Annotated in this window: 24 protein-coding genes; 14 read left to right on the forward strand and 10 right to left on the reverse strand. The window is 45.2% G+C overall.

Annotated elements, in window-relative coordinates; translation table 11 throughout:
- Window positions 1-63: 63 nt before the first annotated feature.
- Window positions 64-1,266 carry an ammonium transporter gene (locus K5L93_RS12220; RefSeq protein WP_220720103.1) on the reverse strand — a complete coding sequence of 401 codons (1,203 nt, stop codon included), beginning with the start codon at window positions 1,264-1,266 and terminating at the stop codon, window positions 64-66.
- Between the two features lie 436 nt (window positions 1,267-1,702).
- On the opposite strand from K5L93_RS12220, the gene K5L93_RS12225 reads away from it, so the two are divergent.
- From K5L93_RS12225 to K5L93_RS12255, 7 genes are all read left to right on the forward strand, one after another.
- Window positions 1,703-2,017, forward strand: a complete 315-nt coding sequence (locus tag K5L93_RS12225) for a putative signal transducing protein (protein WP_220720104.1) — start codon at window positions 1,703-1,705, stop codon at window positions 2,015-2,017.
- A 96-nt stretch (window positions 2,018-2,113) separates the two neighbouring features.
- The gene (locus K5L93_RS12230; RefSeq protein WP_220720105.1) at window positions 2,114-2,794 is read left to right on the forward strand and encodes a flagellin; all 681 of its coding nucleotides are present in this window, start codon (window positions 2,114-2,116) and stop codon (window positions 2,792-2,794) included.
- Between the two features lie 70 nt (window positions 2,795-2,864).
- Window positions 2,865-3,110 carry a YecH family metal-binding protein gene (locus K5L93_RS12235; RefSeq protein ID WP_016402283.1) on the forward strand — a complete coding sequence of 82 codons (246 nt, stop codon included), beginning with the start codon at window positions 2,865-2,867 and terminating at the stop codon, window positions 3,108-3,110.
- A gap of 340 nt (window positions 3,111-3,450) precedes the next feature.
- Window positions 3,451-5,070, forward strand: a complete 1,620-nt coding sequence (locus K5L93_RS12240; protein WP_220720106.1) for a methyl-accepting chemotaxis protein — start codon at window positions 3,451-3,453, stop codon at window positions 5,068-5,070.
- Window positions 5,071-5,100: 30 nt separating this feature from the next.
- Entirely contained in the window at window positions 5,101-6,279 is a 1,179-nt protein-coding gene (locus K5L93_RS12245; protein WP_220720107.1) for a hypothetical protein, read from the forward strand.
- 8 nt (window positions 6,280-6,287) lie between these two features.
- Window positions 6,288-6,698: a phosphate ABC transporter substrate-binding protein gene (locus tag K5L93_RS12250; protein WP_220720108.1), complete on the forward strand. Its 411-nt coding sequence runs from the start codon at window positions 6,288-6,290 to the stop codon at window positions 6,696-6,698.
- Between the two features lie 90 nt (window positions 6,699-6,788).
- The gene (locus K5L93_RS12255) at window positions 6,789-7,379 is read left to right on the forward strand and encodes a YhgN family NAAT transporter (protein ID WP_220720109.1); all 591 of its coding nucleotides are present in this window, start codon (window positions 6,789-6,791) and stop codon (window positions 7,377-7,379) included.
- A gap of 107 nt (window positions 7,380-7,486) precedes the next feature.
- On the opposite strand, the gene K5L93_RS12260 is transcribed toward K5L93_RS12255, so the two are convergent.
- From K5L93_RS12260 to rsmD, 3 genes are read right to left on the reverse strand one after another with little or no spacing between them, the layout of a single operon-like run.
- Window positions 7,487-8,779, reverse strand: a complete 1,293-nt coding sequence (locus K5L93_RS12260) for a BamA/TamA family outer membrane protein (RefSeq protein WP_220720110.1) — start codon at window positions 8,777-8,779, stop codon at window positions 7,487-7,489.
- Window positions 8,776-9,042, reverse strand: coding sequence for a DUF1145 domain-containing protein (locus K5L93_RS12265; RefSeq protein ID WP_220720111.1), 267 nt, complete (start codon window positions 9,040-9,042; stop codon window positions 8,776-8,778). The genes K5L93_RS12260 and K5L93_RS12265 overlap by 4 nt, the downstream gene beginning before the upstream one ends.
- A gap of 11 nt (window positions 9,043-9,053) precedes the next feature.
- The gene (gene rsmD, locus K5L93_RS12270; RefSeq protein ID WP_220720112.1) at window positions 9,054-9,668 is read right to left on the reverse strand and encodes a 16S rRNA (guanine(966)-N(2))-methyltransferase RsmD; all 615 of its coding nucleotides are present in this window, start codon (window positions 9,666-9,668) and stop codon (window positions 9,054-9,056) included.
- Window positions 9,669-9,772: 104 nt separating this feature from the next.
- Here rsmD and ftsY point away from each other — a divergent pair, with 104 nt between their 5' ends.
- The 5 genes from ftsY to K5L93_RS12295 all read left to right on the forward strand — a co-directional run bounded on the left by ftsY (window position 9,773) and on the right by K5L93_RS12295 (window position 14,260).
- Entirely contained in the window at window positions 9,773-11,272 is a 1,500-nt protein-coding gene (ftsY, locus tag K5L93_RS12275) for a signal recognition particle-docking protein FtsY (protein ID WP_220720113.1), read from the forward strand.
- A gap of 35 nt (window positions 11,273-11,307) precedes the next feature.
- Window positions 11,308-11,985 carry a cell division ATP-binding protein FtsE gene (ftsE, locus tag K5L93_RS12280; protein ID WP_220720114.1) on the forward strand — a complete coding sequence of 226 codons (678 nt, stop codon included), beginning with the start codon at window positions 11,308-11,310 and terminating at the stop codon, window positions 11,983-11,985.
- Complete coding sequence (ftsX, locus tag K5L93_RS12285; RefSeq protein ID WP_152783351.1) at window positions 11,985-12,944, forward strand: permease-like cell division protein FtsX; 960 nt, start codon at window positions 11,985-11,987, stop codon at window positions 12,942-12,944. Before ftsE ends, ftsX begins: the two co-directional genes overlap by 1 nt.
- Before the next feature lie 425 nt (window positions 12,945-13,369).
- Window positions 13,370-13,777, forward strand: coding sequence for a hypothetical protein (locus K5L93_RS12290; RefSeq protein ID WP_220720115.1), 408 nt, complete (start codon window positions 13,370-13,372; stop codon window positions 13,775-13,777).
- Between the two features lie 96 nt (window positions 13,778-13,873).
- Window positions 13,874-14,260, forward strand: a complete 387-nt coding sequence (locus K5L93_RS12295; protein WP_220720116.1) for a hypothetical protein — start codon at window positions 13,874-13,876, stop codon at window positions 14,258-14,260.
- Between the two features lie 400 nt (window positions 14,261-14,660).
- On the opposite strand, the gene K5L93_RS12300 is transcribed toward K5L93_RS12295, so the two are convergent.
- From K5L93_RS12300 to cobA, 6 genes are all read right to left on the reverse strand, one after another.
- Window positions 14,661-16,010, reverse strand: coding sequence for an MATE family efflux transporter (locus K5L93_RS12300; protein ID WP_220720117.1), 1,350 nt, complete (start codon window positions 16,008-16,010; stop codon window positions 14,661-14,663).
- A gap of 90 nt (window positions 16,011-16,100) precedes the next feature.
- A complete protein-coding gene (locus K5L93_RS12305; protein WP_016402269.1) occupies window positions 16,101-17,903 on the reverse strand; it encodes a bifunctional protein-serine/threonine kinase/phosphatase in 1,803 nt (600 codons plus the stop codon).
- Window positions 17,904-17,968: 65 nt separating this feature from the next.
- Window positions 17,969-19,435: a NarK family nitrate/nitrite MFS transporter gene (locus K5L93_RS12310; protein WP_220720118.1), complete on the reverse strand. Its 1,467-nt coding sequence runs from the start codon at window positions 19,433-19,435 to the stop codon at window positions 17,969-17,971.
- A gap of 84 nt (window positions 19,436-19,519) precedes the next feature.
- Window positions 19,520-19,864, reverse strand: coding sequence for a nitrite reductase small subunit NirD (nirD, locus tag K5L93_RS12315; protein WP_220720119.1), 345 nt, complete (start codon window positions 19,862-19,864; stop codon window positions 19,520-19,522).
- An 11-nt stretch (window positions 19,865-19,875) separates the two neighbouring features.
- On the reverse strand, window positions 19,876-22,425 hold the full coding sequence (gene nirB / locus K5L93_RS12320; protein ID WP_220720120.1) for a nitrite reductase large subunit NirB: 2,550 nt from the start codon (window positions 22,423-22,425) through the stop codon (window positions 19,876-19,878).
- Window positions 22,426-22,435: 10 nt separating this feature from the next.
- Window positions 22,436-23,284, reverse strand: coding sequence for a uroporphyrinogen-III C-methyltransferase (gene cobA / locus K5L93_RS12325; protein ID WP_246615045.1), 849 nt, complete (start codon window positions 23,282-23,284; stop codon window positions 22,436-22,438).
- A gap of 345 nt (window positions 23,285-23,629) precedes the next feature.
- Here cobA and rpoH point away from each other — a divergent pair, with 345 nt between their 5' ends.
- Both rpoH and K5L93_RS12335 read left to right on the forward strand, forming a co-directional pair.
- A complete protein-coding gene (gene rpoH / locus K5L93_RS12330) occupies window positions 23,630-24,478 on the forward strand; it encodes an RNA polymerase sigma factor RpoH (protein WP_220720122.1) in 849 nt (282 codons plus the stop codon).
- Between the two features lie 98 nt (window positions 24,479-24,576).
- Entirely contained in the window at window positions 24,577-25,059 is a 483-nt protein-coding gene (locus tag K5L93_RS12335) for a DUF4357 domain-containing protein (protein WP_220720123.1), read from the forward strand.
- Window positions 25,060-25,092: the final 33 nt, after the last annotated feature.

A 25,092-nucleotide genomic window follows, 5' to 3' on the forward strand; every position in this document is an offset into this window, starting at 1 on the left:
GTAAATGTCACCAGAACTGCATTTTAGGTGTTGAAAAGGCCGCACTGCAGTGCGGCCTTTTTATTAGCGATCTTTGTTAGTTGCGCTAATTTTGTGAATAGCTAAGTCAGCGCCGTGGAATTCGTCTTCTTCAGAAAGACGCAAGCCTGCAACTTTGTCTACAATACCGTAAACAATCACACCACCGATTAAAGCTACAGCAACACCAGCAAGGCTACCGATGATCTGGCTGATTAGCGATACGCCACCTAAACCACCTAATGCTTGGCTACCGAAGATACCCGCGGCAACACCACCCCAAACACCACACAATCCGTGAAGTGGCCAAACACCTAATACGTCATCTAAATTAGAGCGTTGCTGTAACCAAGTGAATACCCAAACAAATAGTGCACCTGCTACGCCACCTGTCACTAAAGCGCCAATAGGATGCATTAAGTCCGAGCCTGCACAAACTGCCACTAGGCCTGCTAATGGACCATTGTGAACAAAGCCTGGGTCATTGCGGCCAACAAGCAGCGCCACAATGGTTCCGCCAACCATGGCCATTAAGGTATTAACCGCAACTAAGCCACTAATGCCATCCATAGTTTGGGCAGACATTACATTAAAGCCGAACCAGCCAACGGTAAGTACCCAAGCACCTAAAGCTAAGAATGGGATGTTAGAGGGTGCAAATGCTACGCCCGGCTTTCTACCTTTACGCGCACCAAGAATCTTGATGGCTACTAAGGCTAACCAGCCCCCCATTGCATGTACAACTACCGAGCCAGCAAAATCATGGAAGGCTGCGCCAAACTGCGCTTCTAACCAATCTTGGAAGCCAAAGTTACCGTTCCAAATAATACCTTCGAAAATCGGGTATACCAAACCAACAATCAATGACGAAGCAATTAAGAATGGGTAGAACTTACCACGCTCCGCGATACCGCCGGAAACAATGGCTGGAATAGCAGCAGCAAAGGTAAGTAAGAAGAAAAACTTCACCAGCTCGTAGCCGTTTCCTTCAGCAAGTACTTCTGCACTATTAAAAAAGTGGCTACCGTAAGCTAAGTAGTAACCAATAACGAAGTAAGCCACACCAGAAAATGCGAAATCGGTGATAATTTTAACTAAGGCGTTTACCTGGTTTTTATGGCGAACTGTACCTACTTCTAAAAAGGCAAAGCCAGCGTGCATGGCTAGAACCATAATGGCACCTAGCAGAATGAATAAAGTGTTTGCGCTTTGCGACAATACGTCGATAGCGTCACTAATATTATCCATTAAAAAATCTCCCTAATTGTTTCTTTTAATATGGTTTGCGCCAAAAAGAAGCAATTTTCAGGCCTTTTGTTAAATAAATATAGTGGGCAAGCACTAAGTTGATGCAATAAAAGGGTTTTAACCTGATGATAACAATAGGGTTACATGTTTCGGCTCTAAAATGGTGCGGTATTTTATCTGATTTATATAGGTTGTGTTCTAAATTGGTGCGATATCGCTATATTTTGGTGCTAGATCGGCGCGGCTCATCATGCTGTTAAGTGAGCCTTTTTAAGCTGAGGTTTAGTCAACAAAAAACCTAAGAGCGCTGAGCTAATATGCCCGCTCACTAGGTCTATTTAAAAAAGGATTAATGCCTAAGTTTTTGTGTTAGCAAGCAATACTACAAGCAACTCACCTATACTGAGCACTTAGTGGTAGCTATTAAGGAGAATAAATGAGCCAATGGCATGAGTTTTATCGAGCCGCCAACTTTGTAGAAGCGCGATTGCTACAAGGTATGTTAAGCAAAATGGGTATTGAGAGTCGTGTTGATGGAGAGTACGCCATGGCGGCGGCTGGTGAGCTGCCTATGGACGTTGTACAGGTAACGCTAATGGTAGAGTTAGCCCAGTGGGAGAAAGCCAAGCAAGCAGTTAAGGACTATGAAGTCAATAACGTTGCAGAGTGGGCGTGTAATAAGTGCCAAGAAATTAATCCAGGAAGCTTCGATTATTGCTGGTCTTGCGAGCAAGAAAAAAGCACAAAATAGCGCTCAAAAAGATGCGATTATTGGCACTTAATGGTATGCTTAAAAAGTATACAGCTAGGATGGCTACTCTAGTAAATCTTTCGTTGAGGATATCCAATGGCTATCAATCAGGTTTCAAGCTCCGTTTCTCCATCCGATTTTTATATGGATCAAGCGAAGAAACGCCAAGAAGAGCAAGATGAAAAGCTTGCTTCGGGTAAGCGTATTAATACCGCGGCAGATGATCCTGCAGGTTTACAGATTTCTAATCGCTTAACCACTGGTATTAGCGAGCAAGAAGCTTACGCGAATATCTATCAAAACCAAGTTAGCATTAACAATATAGAGTCAGCTCAACTTCAGGGCACTACCGAGCTATTGCAGCAGAACCAAGCTTTAGTTGTACAAAGTGGTAATGGTATTTATAACTCTGATGATATTGCCGCCTTGCAAGCTCAAGTTGATGCCAATACTGCGGCTATTCCCAACGCCACCGATCTTGGCGTAGATAACGTTGACCTTAACGATCCTGCTACAGCTCAAGCCGCGTTGCAGGGAGCGCAGCAAACTACCGATGCCAATCAAGCTGAGCTAGGCGCTTCTAGCAATGCCGCAGAGTCTGCTTATCGCTCTACCCAAGCCGCTATTGAAGCACAAAGCGCGGCGCGTTCACGTATTTTAGATACCAATTATGCGCAATCTACTTCTCAGCAGGCGCAAAATGATGTCTTGCTACAAAGTTCTATTCAGTCTTATCAGCAACAATTGGCCTCCAAGAACATTGAGAAACTTATTTAGCTTGTTCTAACGCAACGAAAAAACGGCGTGGCACTGGTAAAGTGAACGCCGTTTTTTAATGGAGGTAATAATGAGTCAGTCGATTCACGGGCATCAAGTGATGCAGTTGATGTTGGAGCAAGGTGGCAGTTTCACTTCAGCTTCTCTAGAGGCGCTAATGAAAGAAACATTTGGTGAAGACAGTGAGTACCATACTTGTCGTCAAAAAGGCATGAACGCCCAGCAATTAATCGTGTTTTTAGCAGAGCGCGGTAAATTCATCGAAGCAAAACAAGGTTTTACTACTGCTGAATCAAAGATCTGTTCTCACAAATAACCTGCCTTTTATGGGCCGCTTCAGGCCCTTCTTATACATAAACGACTAATAATTTAGCTATAGCTGATATTACTTGCTATTTATCGCCCCTATAGTGTTTAATTTATCTTTCTTCACTGTTTCCCCGCCTTGCCTGAAATAAACATCTATAATTTCTTATGCGCCTAGGCTTTTAGTCGGAACGAAATAAGCTGTTTACCCTAATAAGATTTCTAACAATGTTTAAACGTATGTTTTAATTGTTTTGGATATATTTAACAGCAGAGATGTTGTTTAAACATTCAGTTAAAGATGCCGATACATAAGTTATCGATACTTGTATTTACATGGAGTGGTATAAATGGATTTGGCTAGACGTCTAAAGATAAGCCATAAGGTTGGGATCTTAGCAGCAATTGCTGTTGTTGGGTTTGCAGTCTATTTGGTAAGCAATATGCAAGTTCAGCAACAAAGCCAGTTTAATATTGAGCAAATCAGAGACCAGTATTTTCCTGCTTTAGATACCGCAACGGTTGCACAAAACACCTTATACAACGTAGACCAATTGCTACAAACAGCAGTAACTACCGGTGAAGAAGAATCACTAGATGCAGCTGATGAACAAAATCAGTTGTTGAACGATAAGCTAAACCAGCTAATTAAAATACTGCCGAGTGCGAGGCAAGATCTAGAGCAATTGCAAAGTCTACAAAATAAGTATTATGGCCAAGCTAGAGGCATTGCCATGAGCTTGGTTGATGGCAGTGCCGACTTTGCCACTTTACCCGCTAAGGCTGAGCGCTCAGCTGCTGTGTTACAAGAGCTAACAGAAGGTTTGGCTAGGTTGCGGATGAATACCGAGAAAGCCTTTAACCAAACCATAGATGGCACCATTTCTAGTTCTAAGTCTGCGGTAACCACCGGTATTATTTTGGGTGTGGCGACCATTGTCGTGGTGATCTTCGTCGGCATTATGACCACTCGCAGTATTGTTAATTCGATTGCCCAAGTAACTTCATCGTTGCGTGAAATCGCCGAAGGTGAAGGAGATCTTACTGTTCGTGTTGATTACGACGGTAAAGACGAAATAGCCACGCTGGTTTATTGGTTCAACCAATTTATTAGTAAGATGCAAATTAGCATTGCTACTACTACCGAAACCGTACAAGCTCTTCAAGATGTATCTACTCGCCTAATGGAAACCAGTAAACACACCGCGAGTAGTATTGAGTCTCAAAATCACTCGGTAGATGCAGTAAGTGCGGCAATTCAAGAAATGACCGCCAGTGTGCACCATATTGCTGATTTTGCCTCGCAAGCTTCTCAAGAGGCCTCTTCGGCTAACAGTACCGCGCAAGAGGGTAATCAAGTTGTAGAAAATACCATTTCAGTAATTAACGACTTAGCGGAAGAGGTTAACGGTACCGCACAAGCGATTAATCAGCTTGAGTCTTATACCAGCAATGTCGGTGTGATTTTAGATGCGATTCGTGGCATTGCAGAGCAAACCAATTTATTAGCCCTAAATGCCGCTATTGAAGCAGCACGTGCTGGTGAGCAAGGACGCGGTTTTGCGGTAGTTGCCGATGAAGTGCGCACCCTTGCTTCACGCACCCAAGATTCCACTCAAGAAATTCAGCAAGTACTAGAAGAGCTACAAAAGGGATCTGGTTTAGCTGTAGAGGCTATGAATCGTGGTATTGAACAAGCCGGTTTAAGTGTTGAACAATCTGCCCAAGCGGGTAAATCACTAATGGATATCACCGGGAAGGTGGAATCGATTCATGCGGTGAACGAACAAATTGCAGCAGCTACAGAAGAACAAACTAAAACCTCTGATCTTATTCATAATAGCGTGAATGATATTCAACAAATATCTCTCGCGGTGGCGAAAAGTTCTAGCGAAATAGACAACGTCAGCGAAGATGTAAGGCAAGTAACTCAGCGATTAAGCGAAGTTATTAGCCAATTTAAAGTGTAAATAAAAACTATAAAAGAAAGGAGAGGCCCCATGGATTTAAGGGCGTGGCAGGTGTTACCAATATGCTTATTGAGTGGCGTTGTAATGGCAGACGAAGCCCTCGAGCAACGAGTTAATGATCTCGAGCAAGAGGTGCAGGTTCTAAGAGAACAAAATCAAGAGAGTGCCTTCGATAGGATCAGTTTTAACGGTTTCTATAGCGTTGGTATTAATCAAGCTAACAATAACCTAGGTTATGCTGGGTCTACTGACGAGTACGATTTTAATAATCTTACTTTGGTGGGCCTACAGGGTGACTTTGCTCTAGCTGATAGCACCAGCGTGACAGTGCAGCTGGTGGCTCGTGGTGAAGATGACTTTAGCCCAGATGTTGAATGGGCTTACTTAAAACATACTTTTGATAACTACATTACAGTGCGTGGCGGTAAACTTCGCTTACCTATGTATATGTACTCAGACTACCTAGAAGTGGGTTACGCTCAGCCGTGGGCACGTCCACCAGAAGAAGTATATGGTTTTGTACCATTTAACTCTTTTGTTGGTGTTGATGGGAGCTACGACTTTGAGTTTGATAACTCAACCCTAACTCTGCAGGGCTTTTGGGGACAGTCGGAAGAAGATGGTACAGACTACGACGATATTTTTGGGGCTAACCTAACTTGGGCGATTGATGACTTTACCTTGCGTGCGGTATACGGCGTAACCAAAATCACGGTGTCGCCAACCAACCAACCCGATGCTCAAGTACTTGAAGATAAAAATAAATCTGACTTCTTAGGGCTTGGGTTTAGCTACGACAATGGTTCATTGTTAGTGGTCTCGGAAGCTACGCGTGCAACGGTAGATGGTGGTTATTCTGATGTAGATTCTGGTTATCTCACTTTGGCTTATCGTTTTGGCAAAGCTATGCCTTACGGCACGGTTGCCGGCATGAAAACCCAGGATGATGATGAGCGCGTGGATGTTCAGTTACCTGTTGGCCCCGGTGGTTCGTTAGTACCTGTAGACTCTTCATTTATCTACAACGGTAAACGTACCTCTTACTCTTTAGGCCTGCGTTATGACTTACTATCGAATTTGGCGGTTAAGTTTGACGCTACCTTAGTCAATGGCTTTGGCGATACCAATGGTTTATTAGCGAGTAAAGTGGCTGGTGCAACTGAAGATAGCACTACGGTTTACAGCATTGTATTCGATGGCGTATTTTAGGAGGAGTCATGAAAAAACTATTATTGGCTCTGTCTTTGAGCGTATTTAGTCTTAGTAGCTTGGCTGCTCCGGTAGTGATTGCAAACCCAGCTGGCCCTGACGCTTTATCAAAAGCGGAAGTGAAAAAGCTGTTTTTGGGCAAGCTTAAAAAGCTACCTAATGGCACGCCACCGGTGGTGATTGAGTATAAAGAAGGCGACGCATTACGTGCTAGCTTTCACGATGCGGCAACCGGTAAAAGTGAAGCCCAGCTTCAAGCTTATTGGTCAAAATTAATCTTTACGGGTAAAGCTAAGCCGCCTAAAACGGCAGCGTCTCCGTCAGTAGCGGTATCAGAAGTCGCTGGCAATGCGGCTGCTATAGCTTATGTTGACGAAGCGGATGTAACCGATGCTGTAAAAGTCGTTTACAAACCGTAAATAAAGCTAAGCTATAAAAGAGTCAGGGTGTTATGCTCTGGCTCTTTTTTATTTCTTAGACAAAGTAGTCGTTATTTAGTGAGTTAGCCAATGGATATGTTATCAGCAGCAGTGATGTTGTTTTTGATTATGGATCCGCTAGGAAACCTTCCTGTGTTTCTTAGCATGGTCAAACATCTTGACCCAAAACGTCGGCGAATCGTTTTACTGCGAGAACTGGTGTTTGCCCTTACTGTTATGTTTGCCTTTTTGTTTGCTGGTGAGCAAATCCTCGGTTTCTTAAATCTTCGACAAGAAGCGGTAAGCCTTGCTGGCGGGATAATTTTATTCCTTATTGCCTTGAAGATGATTTTCCCTCAGCCCGGTGGTGTTGCTGGCCTGGCGGCCGGTGAAGAGCCCTTTTTGGTGCCGATGGCAATCCCCATGATTGCTGGGCCTTCGGTGCTTGCATCGTTAATGCTGCTGGCAAATCAAGATGGAAGCCGAATGCTAGACTGGTCTTTTGCGCTACTCATTGCTTGGGGCATTAGCGTAGTGATTTTCTTATTTAGTGGGGTGCTTTTAAAACTGCTGGGTGAGAAAGGATTAAAAGCCATGGAGCGTTTAATGGGTATGTTGCTTATTATGCTGGCGGTGCAAATGTTCCTTGATGGAATAGCCGATTATTGGCAATCACTATAAACCAGAATGGTTAGCCTTGCGGATTCCAGCTTTAAGTTGGTAATCCGCAAGTGTATTAGAGCCTGTTGATTTTTTAACGATATTTAATAGCGAAAGATCATCAGACCCTAGTAGGGGTGATTAATACCTAAACGAAAAGTACTGTCATCGCCACTGGTGGCAAAATCTCCACGCAACACCACCCCTTCTAACATTACCCTAAGGCTGCCACCTACACTGTATTTCATATCTTGATGTAGGGTGGATAAGTTGTATTCGTCAGCAACCCGGCCAAGTTCAGCAAAGGCGACCCAGTACCAAGCAGGTACGTTAAACCAATTTATAACTGGCACCTTTGGCAGCGGATTCCAGTTAGGCGTAAAGCGGTATTCGGCAGAGTAGTAAATCATCGAGCGATCATGGTAACGGGCGGTTTCATAGCCTTTGAGCCTGTCCATTCCACCTAAGCGTGAACCGGCAAACCATGCGGGACGATGATATTGTTGCTCGCCATTGTTATAAGAACTGTGGTTCCAAGTTGGCGTATCAGAGGTGGCAAAGCCAAAGGCTAACACTTGGCTCTGGGCCCAACTGGCTTTTGGCAAGCTAATGTATTTAGAGGCCGAAAATTCCCACATTGTCCATGAAGAACGCTCACTATCTCCCCAATCGCGGGTAATATCAAAACGTTGTCGGCTGCCTGCCGTTGGGTTTTGATGGTAATTACGATTATCGTATTCTAGCTCAAGGGTAAGACCCGCCGAGGTATTAGAATCTTGCAGTTGGTTGTATTCACTAACGTCTTGTTTCCAATAAAAAGGCTCGATTTGAATAATGGTGCGCCCACTGGTGAGAGGGTTCCATTCTTTTGCGCCAGCTTCATAGCCTTCCATTACTTCACCGCGATTCACGCGAAAGGTATGAATTGCTGAGTTTTTACCGTGGCCCAATGGGAGCAAATAACGAAATCTAAAACGGTATTCTTGGCCTTGACTATGAGTATAAACATGGTTGTTTTGGCTTGAGTCGTTGCTACCTGCACGCTCGCCCACATAGTCTGGATTACCATTAATAAACTGCGGATCATGAGTGAAATTAGTGCGATACAAGGTGGTATCAAAAAATATCCGATCGGCAAAAGGCATTTGATAATCACCGGTATACAAAAAGCCCATCCAGCTGTTATTAGTGGTTACAGTGGCGGTTGCCACTACGCTCGAGCTTGGCTGAATGTGCCCAGCAGCGCCAATCCCTGCACCTACCCCCCACTGGAGGTTCTCGGTGTAATAGGCATAGGGCAATACTTGAGTCCAAGCTTCACTGCGTTGATGTTCGGCATCGTTAATTACAGTAACGTTCATCGCCCAGCTAGGTAGGCTTAGTAGGCAAATGCTCGTTACTAATATTTGGCGTGTAATCAAGATTCTTTCCCAGTCATACGTTTATGAATTTGCCACATAGCAAAAAAGCCGAAGAACAAAATTTGTAAGTTATCACCCTTCTTCAATACGCCTGCTTCAAGCAAAGTGCCACGAATAGATAACAGTTGAACGCCGTGCAACAATAACAAAAAACCACCCACTAACGGTAAAATCCAATTGTAGGGTGGAACAAAAATAATCGGGCTGAGCAACATCGCTAACCACATGGCTGCCATAAACAGTTTGCCAATTTTAATAAACATAAATAGCGCTCTTAAGTTAGTTGGTATAAACGGTAGCTTACTTGGCCTGCTTGTTTTTCTTTTATGCAGTGCCAGTTTGCAGGTAACTTTGGCTCGTTGGCTTCGTTCTCAAACTCAATATAAACCAGGGCGTCGGGCTTTAACCAGCCATTGTTATGTAACATCGTGCAGCTTGGCGCAAGTAGGTCACAGCGAAACGGCGGGTCAATAAATACAATGTCGTAGGCTTCGCTTGGTGTTTGCTTTAACCACTGCAAGGCATCTTGGTTTATTAGCTTTGCTTGCTCGCTGTTAAGTTCTAATAATTGTAAATTGGCCTTAAGCTGTTTAGCGGCTTGCGCATCCTTCTCCACAAAGGTGGTAAAACTAGCAAAACGCGACAAGGCCTCAAAACCTAAGCTGCCGCTTCCAGCAAAAAGGTCTAAGCAATGGCTGTTGTGCAAATAAGGGCTTAACCAGTTAAATACGGTTTCTTTAACTCGGTCGGTAGTAGGGCGTAAGCCTTGGCTATTCAGTACCTTGAGCTTTCGCCCGCGCCATTGACCAGCAATTATGCGTACCTGACCACTGCCATTATGAGATTTATTACTTTGATTTGAATGTTTTCTTGAGGAAAGCCGTGCCATTTACTTAGACCATTGAGAAACTGTGATAATATCCGAGCAATATTGATTGGACGTTGGCATTGTAACAGCCAACGTCGTTTACTGGTAAAAAAGGTTTTGCAGTAATGGCAAAAAAGAAGGGCCTATTTTCTTGGTTTGGCCGAAAAAAAGATGACGAGCAACAACAATCAAGCGATCCCGCCGCAGAACAACAAGATACTCAGCAAGCTGAGTTAGACGCGCAAGCAGAACGTGAAGCCCAAGCCGAACGCGAAGCGCAAGCAGAACGTGAAGCCCAAGCAGAACGCGAAGCACAAGCAGAGCGTGAAGCCCAAGCCGAACGTGAAGCTCAAGCAGAACGTGAGGCCCAAGCAGAACGCGAAGCCCAAGCAGAACGTGAAGCTCAAGCAGAACGCGAAGCACAAGCAGAGCGTGAAGCGCAAGCAGAGCGTGAAGCGCAAGCAGAACGAGAAGCCCAAGCCGAACGTGAAGCTCAAGCAGAACGTGAAGCTCAAGCAGAGCGTGAAGCCCAAGCAGAGCGTGAAGCTCAAGCAGAACGTGAGGCTCAAGCAGAACGAGAAGCACAAGCAGAGCGCGAAGCCCAAGCAGCACAAGAGGCCGAACTAGCGGCACTGGCTGAACAAGAAGCCGAGCTAGCCGCAGCGTCGCAAGCTGCTGAGCCAGTGAAAAAAATGGGCTTGTTTGCCCGTTTGCGTGCTGGCTTAAGGCGCACCCGTAAGAATTTTGGTTGGGGTTTCTTTTCTCTCTTTAAAGGGCGAAAGATCGACGATGAGCTGTTTGAAGAATTAGAAGAACAGTTGTTGGTGGCAGATGTTGGCGTTGATACCACTTTAAAGATTATCGAAAACCTCACCAGTCACGTTAAACGTAGTGACCTACAAGATGGTGAAGCCTTATACCAGCAACTAAAACTCGATATGGCTAGCATGCTTAATCAAGTTGAAGCGCCTTTAGATTTAGATAGTAGCGACGGACCGTTTGTTATTTTAATGGTTGGGGTTAATGGTGTGGGTAAAACCACCACCATCGGTAAGCTTGCCAAACAATATCAAAGTCAGGGTAAATCGGTGATGTTGGCCGCGGGTGATACTTTCCGCGCCGCAGCGGTAGAGCAGTTGCAAGTGTGGGGTGAGCGTAACCAGATCCCGGTAATTGCACAACACACTGGCGCCGACAGTGCTTCGGTAATTTTCGATGCTTTTCAAGCAGCTAAGTCACGAAATGTAGATGTATTGATTGCCGATACAGCAGGTCGCTTGCAAAATAAAGCGCACCTAATGGAAGAGTTGAAGAAAATTGTACGAGTAATGAAAAAGCTCGACGATGCCGCTCCTCATGAAATTATGTTAACTATTGATGCCAGCACTGGCCAAAATGCCATTAGCCAAGCTAACTTATTTAACCAAGCGGTGGGCTTAACGGGTTTAACACTTACCAAGTTAGATGGCACAGCTAAAGGTGGGGTAATTTTTGCCTTAGCCGACAAGTTTGCTTTGCCTATTCGTTATATTGGTGTGGGTGAAGGCATTGATGATTTACGCGAGTTTGAGTCACAACCCTTTGTTGATGCGCTATTTAGCAGCGAAGAGAGTGAAGAGGCGTAGTTAAACGCTGCCTAAACAGTAAAAAAGGTCTAGGAATGATCCGGTTTGAGCAAGTAAGTAAAATTTATCCAGGTAGTCAGCGAGCCTTACAAAAAGTCTCGTTTCAACTAGAACAGGGAAAAATGGCCTTTTTAACCGGCCACTCTGGCGCAGGAAAAAGTACCTTGCTCAAACTTATCACCGCTATGGAGCGCCCCAGCGACGGTACAGTATGGGTAAATGGCGACGATATTAGTCGCATTACTCATCGAAAGATCCCTTATCTTCGCCGTCAAATGGGGGTGATTTTTCAAGATCACAAACTGCTAATGGATCGCACGGTCTTCGATAACGTTGCTCTGCCTTTAGTCATTGAAGGCTATAGCATGGGCAATATTAAACGCCGTGTTGCCGCTGCCCTCGATAAAGTGGGGCTGCTAGACAAAGCCAACTGCACCCCGGTTATTCTCTCTGGTGGTGAGCAGCAGCGAGTAGGCATTGCGCGCGCTGTAGTCAACAAACCAGCCATTTTGATCGCCGATGAGCCCACCGGTAACTTAGACCCGGCACTGTCTTTAGAGATTTTCCGCTTATTCGAAGAGTTCAATCGTGTGGGGGTAGCGGTACTTATCGCCAGTCACGATTTAAGCCTAATCGCCAAAATGCACTATCAGCGACTTATTCTCAAAAATGGTCAGTTGCTTAATGCCTCACAAGCCGAGGAGGTGCAGTAATGGCTGGCGCTAAACCGCAGGTGAAAGTCGCGTTTCCGGTACGCTTTATGATGTTTTGGGTACGCCATTTACAGCAATGTATTGCCAGCTTAGGCGAGCTTTGGCGCACCCCTGCTAGCTCAATGCTTACTTTAGCGGTAATCGGCGTTTGTTTGGCTTTGCCAGCAAGCTTTTATTTGGCCACTAAAAATGTGCAACAGCTTACTGCCTACTGGAAAAGTGACGCTCAAATCAGTTTGTTTCTAAAACAAAATGTTACCGAGCAACAGCGCGATTTATTGCAAAAAAATATATCCAGCATGCAGCAAGTGGCTGCGGTAGAGCTGGTTACCAAGCAACAGGGCTTGGCCGAGTTTCAAGCCAACAGCGGCTTTGAAGACGTACTCGCTTTACTACCAGAAAACCCCTTGCCCGATGTATTACTGGTGCTGCCAAGTGCCGAGTACAGCTCCGCTAGCGCTGCAAAAACCTTACTCGACAGTTTGCAAGAGCATAGCTTGGTTGAAGAAGGCCGTTTAGATGTTGAATGGCTTCAACGTTTAGACACCATTGTAAGCATGCTGCAGCAAGCTGCTTGGCTGCTGATTATATTGTTGCTCACCGCAGTGGCCTTAATTGTAAGTAATACCCTGCGATTAAACATTCTTAATCGTCGTAACGAAATAGAAGTTATGAAGTTGGTCGGCGCTACCGACGCCTTTATTCAACGGCCGTTTTTATATACCGGATTTTGGTTTGGCATTGTAGGCGGCTTAATGGCTTGGGTATTGTGTAATATTTTGCTTATTTGGACCGAGTACGCCCTGCAGCAAATCGGTTTGTTGTACCAACAAGACATTTACCTCTCGGGTCTAAGCATTCAAGAGTTTGGCTGGTTAATCTTATTTGCAACTTTGCTGGGTTTAGGCGCATCGTGGTTCTCGGTAAATCGCCATATTAAGCAGATAGAGCCGAGCTAGTGCTGTGTGCAGGCAAGCAATAAACTTGTCTGTTCTTTTCAAGCGGTTTTAATGACCAAAAGACAGCTAACATAAGCTGTTACCTTTGGCTGCTGTATAACGTTTCGCCTCTCGGCGACGTCATAAGCTTTAACGACCAAAGCTTAGTGAAGCCAAAAGAAAGATAGCCCTGCATTATTTTTATCTTTCGTTACTCAGTGCGCCTGCGCAACTCTCCTGAAAAATCTAATTACCCTTAACGTTTCTATCTTTTAGTCAGTAAAGATACTGTGACTATATACTTAGTATTTGTATATCCTTCTTTCCACAGCTGCTCGCATCCTTTTATGCTGATGTTTTTGTTATTTTACGAAGTAGGTGACTGATGTAGCTTAGAAAAGGTGATAATCTGGTTATTTTAGAATGTAAGATAAGAGGAATACTTATTGATGCAGTTGGTCTTTGACGCAGATAAGGCTCTAATCGGTGGTGACCCGGTTTGGGACGAAGATGGAACCGATGTGGTAACCATTCAGGTTGGTCAAGGCCGGGCCAGTGAGTACTTCTTTGAACTTCAGAGATACATGGAGCAAGACCCTCAAGAGGACTCTGGTACCGTTTACTTACTGCATGGAGACTTTATTCACGCAGCAAACATAGACGCTCTAGAGGTTGAGTTTCATCCAGGAGTTATAGAGCTCAGTCTCAACCAAGAGAACGCAAATGGGTTTGATGGCATCAATAAAGTGACAATCAATCATAAGCTTAATAGCAAGGAACTAGAGGGAGTAAAGAGCACCTTGGTGTTTATGTTTCGCAACTTGGACTTGAGATTGCGTGAAACGTATTCCTAACAAGTCACGCAATTACACTCCGGCCGCGAAAGAGACCGCGGCCTCCACGGGACTGGCTTCGCCAGCCCATTAGTGAAGCATTATGTTGCAGGTCAAATGGATATTAGAACTCGAGTACTCTCAACAGATGAAATCCAAGCTGTTGTAAAACTTCTTTGCGAATTGCTACTTGAGCATGACGTGACAAAAGTGAAGACCTCTTTTGGCTTGGGATGCGATTTAGATATTGACGAAATGTGGCAAGATACTGAAATTGAAGTTAATGATATCTACGAATACATGGCATTGAATGAAAAGAAAGGCATTTTAAAGGTTGGAGAGAGTGACTTTTTTATTGAAGCAGATCTCTGCCAAATTAAAGTCTGTCATGAAAGTGATGTTCACTTTACTTCTAATAAAACGTTAGTTGAAACTGTTTACGAGGATTGGCAGTCGAAAGGTTATAAACCATATCAAGTTAAGCCTCGGAAACTTGCAACATGATAGTAGCGTTAGCGGCAATTATTGATGATGAGCATGGTTATCAAATTTGAAAGCTGGACAAGGAGAGTTTACAGCCCGAGAGAAGCTGTTTGGAAACGTCCCGTACTGTTTGTAGTTAGCGTTGTAATTGGTATCCTTTGCGCGGTGGGGGCATATATACAAATCCAGTATCAATGGACTAATGACGGGGTATGGTGGCTAATTGGACTATTTTGTTTTTTATCTATAGTAGGCTTGTTAGTTTCTATTTTCTGCAAAGACTATTGGGTTGCATTGGTTTTAGGGGCGCCATAGTCATGGCTCAAACTTTACAGCTAACAAGTTTAGCTTACCTTGCCCAGTAAAGAACAGCTGGGCTAGACTCGCTATCGCTTGCCACAGTTAAAGGTGTTAACTCTTACTAGTCCGGTGCTAACTTACGCTTCCATTTATCGCTCTTCCAGCGGCGCCAGTTTATTTGGCTACGTAGAAACTCGTCTACCATGCCTGCAAGAAGCACCGCATATAAACCATAACCTAAATAAACCCCAGTAAAGTAGGCCAGTGGTACTGAGAATAGCCAAGTCACCGCGATGGCGTTGCCGGTAACAAACACTGCATCACCACAACCGCGCAATACATTGCCGCTGATTATATTAATTGCCCTTAGTGGCTCGTTAAGGCTGTGAATTAAACATACCACCACGCCTAGGGCGAGTACTTCAGGGTTACTGGTAAATAAACCCAGTAAGCTTTGATGAAAGATAAAGATAATGCTGGCAACAATAGCCACCGCTATTAAGCCCCAGCGCATGCCTTGGCGCATTTGTTGGTGGCAACGCTCAAAGTGGCCGGCGCCTGCAAGTTGGGTCACTAACATGGTATTAGCAATGCCTATGGCGACTAGCATCATGGTGCAATAAACGTATATGTTTAGTGCGTAGATACGCACGGTGAGCGAGGTTTCGCCAAACTGGACAATCATTAAGTTCATGACCATCACAAAGCTTTGGTAAGAGAAAGGTTCGAGCGCCGAAGGTACGGCAATTTTTAGAATAGGTTTAAGGCTAAGAGCTGGCTGTTTAATCGCCTGGGCTAAGGGCAGCTTCACTTTTATTAACAGCAATACCACTAACAAACTAAAGCTAAGGCTTAGTAACCAAGCAATTAAGCTGGCTAAAGCTACCCCGGTCACGCCCATTGATGTTGCGCCAAACCAGCCTAATACCAACACGCCATTGCCAATAATATTGGTGACCAGCATGAGCGCCGCGGAAATGGTGTTCCAATGAGATTGACCATAGCTATTGCAGATGTTGGCTAGGGTCATGCGTAAACCCATAAAGCCCACACCTGCTCCAGCAAGCACCAAGTATTCGGCGGCTAATAAGCTCATATCTGGGGGAAGGCTCATCCATTGGCCAATGTTGCTGGCTTGGCTTACAAAGAATAGCCCGCAGAGTAGCCCTGCTAGTACACCGAGTATTATCAAGCCGGCTAGAATCAAATTAGCCCGTTGATAGTTTTGTTTGCCCATGTACTGCGACGCCAAACTTGCGCCAGCGATGCCAGTGGCCGAGAAAAATACAATGGCCATTGAGAACCAAGGCATCACTGCACCTACCGAAGCAGCGGCTTGATCAGATACTTGGCTAAGGAATAGCGCGTCAAATACCGGTACCGACATGTTCAGCATGAATTCGCCAAAAATAGGCAAGGCCATTCCAAACAGGCCTTTTTGTAGGGTTTTACTCTGGGTAGTAGACGACATGCTGACCACAAACTAGCAAGAAATTGCGCTTATACTAGGCACTTCCTAGTCACTAGGCCTTTATGTAAATCAACTTTATATTTATGAAAGTTAATTAAGTTGGCTGGCCCACTGCCATATCACCACTAGCAGCAAAAATAAGGTGGTTGATTGCCAAAAACGCACCGGATTACGCTCGATCAAGGGTTTGGCTTGATAGCTGGCTTTAAGCTTGGGATTGGCATGTTGTAAGTCATGAATCAGTTCCGACAAGCTCTGATAACGCTGCTGCGGTTTAGGGTGGCAGCCTTGCTCTAAGGCGGCGTCTAACCAGTCAGGCATGTCGTTGCGGAAATGCTGAATGTTTTGATAGTGCCAGTCGCTGTAATTTCGCTGAGCAATTTGCTCACGGCTGGCTTGTTTGTAGGGCAACTTGCCAGAGAGCATTTCGTAAGCAATCACCGCAAACGAGAAAATGTCGCTACGATGGCGACCCGTTTCACCCACTAAATACTCTGGTGCGATGTATTGCACCGAGCCAACCGGCGTGGTGTTTTTTTCATCTTGCTCAAGTTGTTCGGCCGATTGCACTGTGCCAAAGTCGACCAGTTTGAGTTGGTCGTCGGCGGTGATAATAATGTTCTCGGGTTTAAGATCGCGGTGCACCATTTCGTAACGGCGTAGGGCCCGCAAGGCTTTTGCCAGTTTTTGCAGCATGCGCACCACTTGCTGAATCGGTGGGTGAGGGTGTTTATCCATCCATTGGCGAAGGGTAATACCTGGAACGTATTCGGCGATTAAGTAACGAAAGCGGCGAGTACCAATAGGCTCGAAGGTGCGCATGATATAAGGATTACTAACTACGCGGCCAACCCACTCTTCGCGGGCAAAGCCAGCAAAGTATTCTTGGTCGTCGGCCATACTGGCATCGGGCGCTTTAAGAATACGTACTCGACCATTGCTATTACCTTGTTGATCTAGCTCTTCGACTAAATACACATGGCTACGTGGGCTGGTATGCAGGATCTCACTAACGCGGTATTGGTCGATTTTATTGCCAACCGACATTACCGGTGGAATAGGCAAATGCAGCAGCTGTGCGCGGCTTTCATCAAGCTCTGCTTCAGGCACGTTATCAACGTTTACTAGCATGGCGCTAATATTGTCGTCGCTGCCTGCTAATTCCGCAGCATTAACAATGGCACTGGCTTGTTCTTCTAGGCTTGAAAACTTAGCTTGTAGTAGCTTAACCAGTTGCTGTTCACTTAGCGCATCGTGCACGCCATCACTGGTTAGCATGAAGATATCGCCAGTCTCTACAGTACGAGTGGAATAATCTAACTCGAGGCTAGAATCCACACCCATAGCACGAGTGAGGTGGTTTTTTTGTTTACCGCGAATTTGTACATGGTCACGGGTTAGTTGGCGTAGTTTGCCTGCGCGAAAGCGATAGATGCGGCTGTCACCCACATGAAAAAGGTGGGCGACCCGCGATTTAATAATTAGTGTTGATAAGGTACAGGCGTAAGAGCCAGTTTGTTTACCTTGTTGGAATAGCCAATTGTTCAGCGATTTGGCGACTTGAGCGGTAGATTTGTTTACCGACCAGCTTTCTGGGGTTGCGTAGTAGTCTTCAACAAATTGGGTAACCGAGATTTGGGCGGCCATTTTGGCATGTTCTGCACTGCTTAAACCGTCGGCCAGCACTGCAACAACACCTTTGTAGTATCGGGTCCATGGCTCGGGGATTTTAGCGACACATGCATCTTGGTTTTCTGGTTTAGGACCAGGAATGGAGGCGCCTCCAAAAGACGCCTCCAACTTGTTGCTAGCTTCAGAGGATGCTTTTTCGCTGTTACTAACTCGGTTACTGCTGGCTGGGGTGGCCGCTGCAGTTTGTTGTTCTTCTAACACTAAGATCGCTTCCTTGAGGTAAGCAGCGTGGCCAATTAAGGCGCACGCCGCTATACGGGGCTGGCTTAGCTAACGTTGATTAGCGTTACTTCGCCATCTGGGCCTACTTCAGCAATAGTGCCCTTTGGCTCTTCTAGAAGCAATAAGGCGATAAAACCTAACACCGCAGTGGCACCAATCACGTAGAAGAACGCTTGGTAGCTTACTAGGCTTAACACGGTTAAGTAGAATACTGCGCCCACGTTACCGTATGCACCTGTCATACCGGCAATTTGACCAGTTAAGCGACGCTTGATTAGCGGTACCGCGGCAAATACTGCGCCTTCACCCGCTTGTACAAAGAATGAACATGCCATTGCCATTGCTACTGCGAGGAATAGTGGCCAAGTTCCGTCAATTTGGCCCATGCCAAAGTAACCTAGGGCTAAACCAGCGGTTAATACTAATAAGGTTTTCTTACGACCAAATCGGTCCGAAATCCAACCGCCGCCTGGGCGAGAGGCTAAGTTCATAAAGGCATAAGCTGAGGCGAGTAAACCCGCGTAAACCATGTCTAATGCGAATACTTCGCTAAAGAACAATGGCAACATAGAGACTACCGCTAACTCTGAACCAAAGGTTGCGAAGTACAATACGTTTAATACCGCTACTTGCTTAAATTTGTATTGTTCAATTTCTGGAACTGGCTTAACAAAGATGTTTTTATTTACTTGGTAAGTTTTCCAAAAATCCAGAACGTATAAAGCTACTAGGCCTGCGTAACACGAATATACCACTTCTTGGCTTAGCATTTTTACGCCTGCTGGAGACAGTTTCCATGCTAACAAAGCAAGGGTGGCGTACATTGGAACCTTCATTATTAGCAGCAATACAAAGTCACCTTTGGTGGTTACTTCCATTGCGCCAACATTTTTTGGCTTAAAGTAGGTAGAGCCTTTAGGCGTGTCGCTTACGTTTTTGTAGTAAATAACACTGAACACTAAGCTGATTAAACCGGTAAGGCCAACTGCATAACGCCAGCCATCTTCACCACCAAATACAATGGCTAGTGTAGGTAGTAACATCGCAGCTGCTGCGCTCCCAAAGTTACCCCAACCACCGTAAATACCTTCTGCAGTACCTAGCTCTTTAGCTGGGAACCACTCCGATACCATACGAATACCCACTACAAAGCCAGCGCCAATAAAGCCCAATAAGAAACGAGCAATAGCGGCTTGCTCAAAGCTATTGGCAAAGGCAAACATGAAACAAGGAATAGAACATACTGCCAACAGGGTAGAGTAGGTAAGGCGCGGACCAAAGCGATCGGTAAACATGCCAATAACAATTCGCGCAGGAATGGTTAAGGCTACGTTGAGAATAAGTAGGGTTTTAATTTGACTGGATGTTAAGCCTAAGCTAGCTGCGATGCTACCCATTAATGGCGCGTGGTTAAACCACACCAAAAAGGTAATGAAAAAAGCCATCCAGCTCATGTGAAGTATCTTCATTTTTCCGCTAAAGGAAAAAAGGTTAAATCTCTCTGCACTCATAATTATGTCTCAAAAAAGGTAAAGCGGTACCCACCACGCCGCCGTAACGGCGTGGTTTAGTATTATTTTTATTAAGTTTTTTTATTAAGCGGCGACTTTGATGCTGTCACCTTCCACCTTCACTTGGAAGGTAGGAATAGTAACGCTGTCGTCGTCTAGGCATTGGCCGGTTTTTAAACTAAAACGTTGTTTATAAAGGGGAGACGCCACCATTAGCTCGCCTTTGAAGTCTCCAATAATGCCTCGAGACAACATGTTTACTTTGCCAAATGGGCAGTAGTTACTTATGGCGAATATTTGGTCACTAATTCCTTCCCAGAAAATGGCGACTTGTTTACCATTTACTAAGGCACAAACACCGGTTCCTGGGCTAAGCTGCGATTTGCGACAAACTTCGGTCCAAGTTGCTGTAGCTAATTCACTCATCATCACTCTCCTTGTTAGGGTGCTTCTACAATTTCAATGGTTTGAATACGTTCTTCTTCGGTAGCTGGGCGACGTTGGCCACGCTCACGAACATATTGCAGGTTGTTGTCTGGCTCGTCGGCGTTAATAAACTGGCTGAAGCGCTGCAGTTTCTTCTCGTCATTAATCGTAGATTTCCACTCACACTGGTAGCTTTCCACTACGTGATTCATGTTTGCTTCGAGTTCTTCACAAATGTTGAGTTTGTCGTCGATAACCACTTCTTTTAGGTAAGCTAGGCCGCCTTCAAGGTTTTCTAACCATACCGAGGTACGCTGTAAGCGGTCGGCAGTGCGTACGTAGAACATTAATACGCGGTCGATGTAGCGCATTAGGGTTACATCGTCTAAATCGGTAGCGAATAAGTCGGCGTGTCGAGGGCGCATACCACCATTACCACAAACATACAGACCCCAACCGCCCTCTGTTGCAATAACACCAATATCCTTGCTTTGTGCCTCAGCGCACTCACGAGTACACCCTGACACACCAAACTTAATTTTGTGCGGGGCGCGTAGGCCCTTGTAGCGGTTTTCTAGCAGAATCGCCATGCCAACACTGTCTTGCACACCGTAACGACACCAAGTAGAACCAACACAGGATTTTACTGTTCGTAATGCTTTACCGTAGGCGTGGCCCGTTTCAAATCCAGCATCAATTAACTTGCCCCAAATTTTTGGTAGTTCATGCAGTTGTGCGCCAAATAAATCAACCCGCTGGCCACCAGTAATTTTGGTGTATAGGTCGAATTCTTTAGCCACCTCACCAATGGCAATTAGCTTGTCTGGAGTGATTTCACCGCCAGCTACTCGAGGTACTACCGAATAGGTGCCATCTTTTTGCATGTTACCTAAGAAGATGTCGTTGGTATCTTGCAGGGCAATGTGGTCCTCTGTAAGCACGTAGTCATTCCAGAAAGACGCCAAGATTGAACCAATGGCAGGTTTACAAATTTCACAGCCGTGACCGGTTCCGTATTCTTTAAGCAACTGTTCAAAGGTTTTGATTTTTTTAACACGTACAATGTCGGCTAGCTCGGCACGTGAATAAGCAAAGTGCTCACAAATGTCGTTGCTAACTTCAACACCTAGATTTTCTAGTTCTGCGTTCATCACTTGAACGGCTAATGCGCTACAACCACCACAGCCGGTTGCGGCACCCGTAGTGGCTTTAATATCAGCCATGCTGGTTGCGCCGTCGCGTACTGCTTGGCAAATTTGCCCTTTGGTTACGTCGAAACATGAACAAATTTGTGCGCTGTCTGGCAGTGAATCAACACCCATCGCCGAAGCTGCACCTTCTTCAGATGAAGGTACCAGTAAGTACTCTGGTGCTACTGGTAATGGCATGTCGTTCAAGAACAATTGTAACCAGTTGCCGTAATCGTCGGCATCACCGACTAATACTGCGCCCAACAAACGGTCGCCAGCGGCGTTGGTAACCACTTTTTTGTACACTTGACGGGCTTCGTCGCTCAAGCTGTAACTTAGGGCGCCTTCGGTGTTGGCATGTGCGTCACCAATACTGGCTACGTCTACACCCATTAACTTAAGCTTGGTGCTCATGTCTGCACCTTCAAAGGCTTTAGTTTGCTCACCTGCGATATGGTCGACGGCTACTTTAGCCATGCTGTAACCAGGGGCTACTAGGCCAAAAATTTTGCCTTCCCATAAGGCACATTCACCAATCGCGTATATGTCTGGGTTAGACGTTTGACAATGATTATTAATCACAATGCCGCCACGAGGACCAAGCTCTAGGCCGGTTTCGCGTGCTAACTGATCTTGTGGGCGAATACCCGCAGAGAACAAAATCATGTCGGTATCTAAACTGCTACCGTCTGCAAAGTTCATGCGGTAGCGAGTGTTTTCACCGGCCACAATTTCTTTGGTATTTTTCTCGGTATGAACTTGTACCCCAAGCTCTTCAATTTTAGAGCGAAGAATTGCGCCGCCACCGTCACACACTTGCACAGCCATTAAGCGAGGTGCAAATTCTACAACGTGAGTTTCCATACCAAGGTCTTTAAGTGCTTTAGCGGCTTCTAAGCCAAGTAAACCACCACCTACAACCACACCTACTTTTGAGTTTTTGCCTGACTTGGTCATGGCTTCTAAATCTTCAATAGTGCGGTATACCAAGATGTTTTCTTGTGCCGTTTGATCCTCTGGACGAGGAATTGGCGGAACAAATGGGTAAGAACCGGTCGCTAGCACCAATTTGTCGTAGCTTTCGCGGCGACCACTAGCGGTAACCACAATCTTTTCTTCAGGCAATACTTCAACAACTTTGTCGTTTACAAAGTATTGAACGCCATGTTCGTCATAGTATTCAGGAGAGGTCATCATCAAGTCGTCTGCGGTTTTACCCGAGAAGTAACTTGATAATTGCACGCGGTCGTATGCTAAGCGCGACTCTTCACTAAAAGTGGTTACCTGAACTTGGCCTAACTTGTCTTGCTGTATCAGTTGGTCAATAAAGTGGTGACCAACCATGCCGTTACCAACAACGATGATACGTTCCATGTACTCTCTCCTATGCGCTTAGAGCGGCGCTATTTTCTAATTCAAATTGGTTCTGGTTCGCGTCTAACTTACTTAGCCAGTTGAGTTGCTCGCGCAGTGATACCACTTCACCGATTACAATTAATGTAGGGGATTGCAATTGATGTTCACTGGCGAGCGTAGGTAACTGGTCTAATTGGCCGGTAACAACGCGTTGATCGCTTTGGCAGCCTTTTTCTATTAATGCAGCAGGTGTCTTTGCACTCTTTCCAAAACGTTGTAGCTGTTGGCTGATTTCAGGCAAGCTGCTCAGCCCCATGTAAAACACTAAGGTGTGGTCGAGTTGCGCCAGTTGGGCCCAATCGATATCTAATTTGCCATCTTGTTTGTGGCCAGTAATAAAGCTACAACCAGTGGCTAAACCACGGTGAGTAAGCGGAATGCCCGCGTAGCTAGTACAGCCAGATGCTGCAGTAATACCAGGAATAACCCGAGCAGGAACGTCATGTTCATGTAAAACAATGAGTTCCTCACTGCCGCGACCAAATACAAATGGGTCTCCACCTTTAAGGCGACAAATGCGTAAACCTTGTTTAGCCTTGTCTACCATATATAGATTAAGTTGTTCTTGCGGGATGCAGTGATTGGCTTTGGCTTTACCTACGTAAATAGCTTTAGTGTTGCTAGGAATAAGCGCTAAGATTTCTTCGCTTACTAGGCGGTCATATAACACTAGGTCTGCTTGTTCTATGCTGCGTAAGGCCTTTAAGGTGAGCAGCTCTGGATCGCCAGGGCCAGCACCCACTAAGTCAACCATGCCTGTTTCAATAGGCTGCTTTTGACTCGTTTTAGGATGTTGGCTAATTCTTTGTATGCTCATATCACTGTCTCGCAATTACTTATGCCAGCTATGACGCAATCATGGTGCCAGTAGCAAAAAAAACACTAAAACTTGATTAAAATCATTTTTTATCAATCAGTTAAAGGTTTTTGAAATTTTTATTGAGCTTCAACTGTCTATACTCCTTAAGGGATAACTTGCACCTATTTGGTAAAATTGCGCACCTAGAAAGTGCTTAAAAATGTGAACTAACTCTGATTTAATGCGTCATATATCTGGAAACAAGTGAGGCTGCGCAAAGCCCTACAGCCTGCAGTATTGGGGGTTAGATCTTGCGAAAAGGCTATGGTAGACTCGTTGACCGAGTAATATTTAGAGGTTGATATGGATCAAGTAAATGCATCTATGGCGTTAGTCCCGCAAGGGAGCATTGAAGCCTATATTCAATCAGTGAATCGGGCTGATATGCTCACGCCTGAGCGTGAGAAAGAGCTAGCTACTCGTCTCCATGAAGAGGGTGATTTAACAGCTGCTCGCGAACTAGTTATGTCGCACCTACGTTTTGTAGTGCATGTTGCTAAAAACTATGCAGGTTACGGCCTGCCGCAAGCCGATTTAATCCAAGAGGGCAATGTAGGCTTAATGAAAGCCGTAAAACGTTTTGACCCTAATGTGGGTGTTCGTTTGGTGTCTTTTGCTGTGCATTGGATTAAAGCGGAGATTCATGAATATGTACTGCGCAACTGGCGCATGGTAAAAATTGCTACTACCAAAGCACAGCGTAAGTTGTTCTTTAATCTTCGTAAATCTAAAAAGCGCTTAGGCTGGTTTAGTAACGATGAAGTAAATATGGTGGCTGAAAACCTAGGTGTGAGCACCAAAGACGTATTGGAAATGGAATCTCGTATGAGTGCCCAAGACCAAGCCTTTGATTTAGCATCCGATGATGATGAGCGTGAAGGCAGCTTTGCGCCGATTCAGTATTTAGAAGATAAGTCTTCTGACGTGGCCCAGTATGTTGAAAAAGAAAATTGGGAAGTTGCCGCTGCTAATCGCTTACGTGCTGCTTTAAATACGCTAGATGAGCGTAATGCACATATTGTTCAGCGTCGTTGGTTAGATGAAGACAAGGCAACATTGCAAGAGTTAGCGGACTACTACCAAGTTTCTGCGGAGCGAATTAGGCAGTTAGAAAAAAATGCCATGAAGAAGCTCAAAGCAGCCATGGAATAAAAACTTATTAAAAACCTCGCCCAGCGAGGTTTTTTTATATTCAAATCTGCCGCTTGCCTGTGTTAAATTTGCACAAACTTTCTAAAACTTGGTCTGACATGGACGGTCCATTCGAACTTTCTAAAGTTAATTTTGTTATTGATGGTGATGGCCGAAAAACCGCTGCAATTTTACCTATAGAGCTGTATCAGCAATTGCTATCTTTACGTGAATTGGTGGTTGAAAGTAGCGCGCATACTATTTCGGCAGAGTATTCTTTTAGCGTTAAGCAGGCGGTTGCACATGGCTACCCTACTGGTGCTAAAAATAAGCCAGGCTTTACAGTTGTTAAGGGCTCAACAGCCAATGGTGGCGGTGCTGATTCATTACGCCCCGCGGTGTTAGCATTACGAGAGCAGTTACTTGAGGATACCGTGCTGTGCCGGCAAGGCGATGGTTACGAGTTTATGCGTGATTATCAATTCTCTAGTCCCAGCTCCGCCGCTTGCTTAATCGCAGGTAACGCTCGCAGTGGTTTAGATGCTTGGCTAGATAAATGGGGGCGTAGCCTTAAAGACCGCGGCTATGGTAAAAAGCGTTAAGGTTTGTGACCTAAGCAAATAGAAAAAAGAGCG

This window comes from Agarivorans litoreus, assembly GCF_019649015.1.
Lineage (GTDB): Bacteria > Pseudomonadota > Gammaproteobacteria > Enterobacterales > Celerinatantimonadaceae > Agarivorans > Agarivorans litoreus.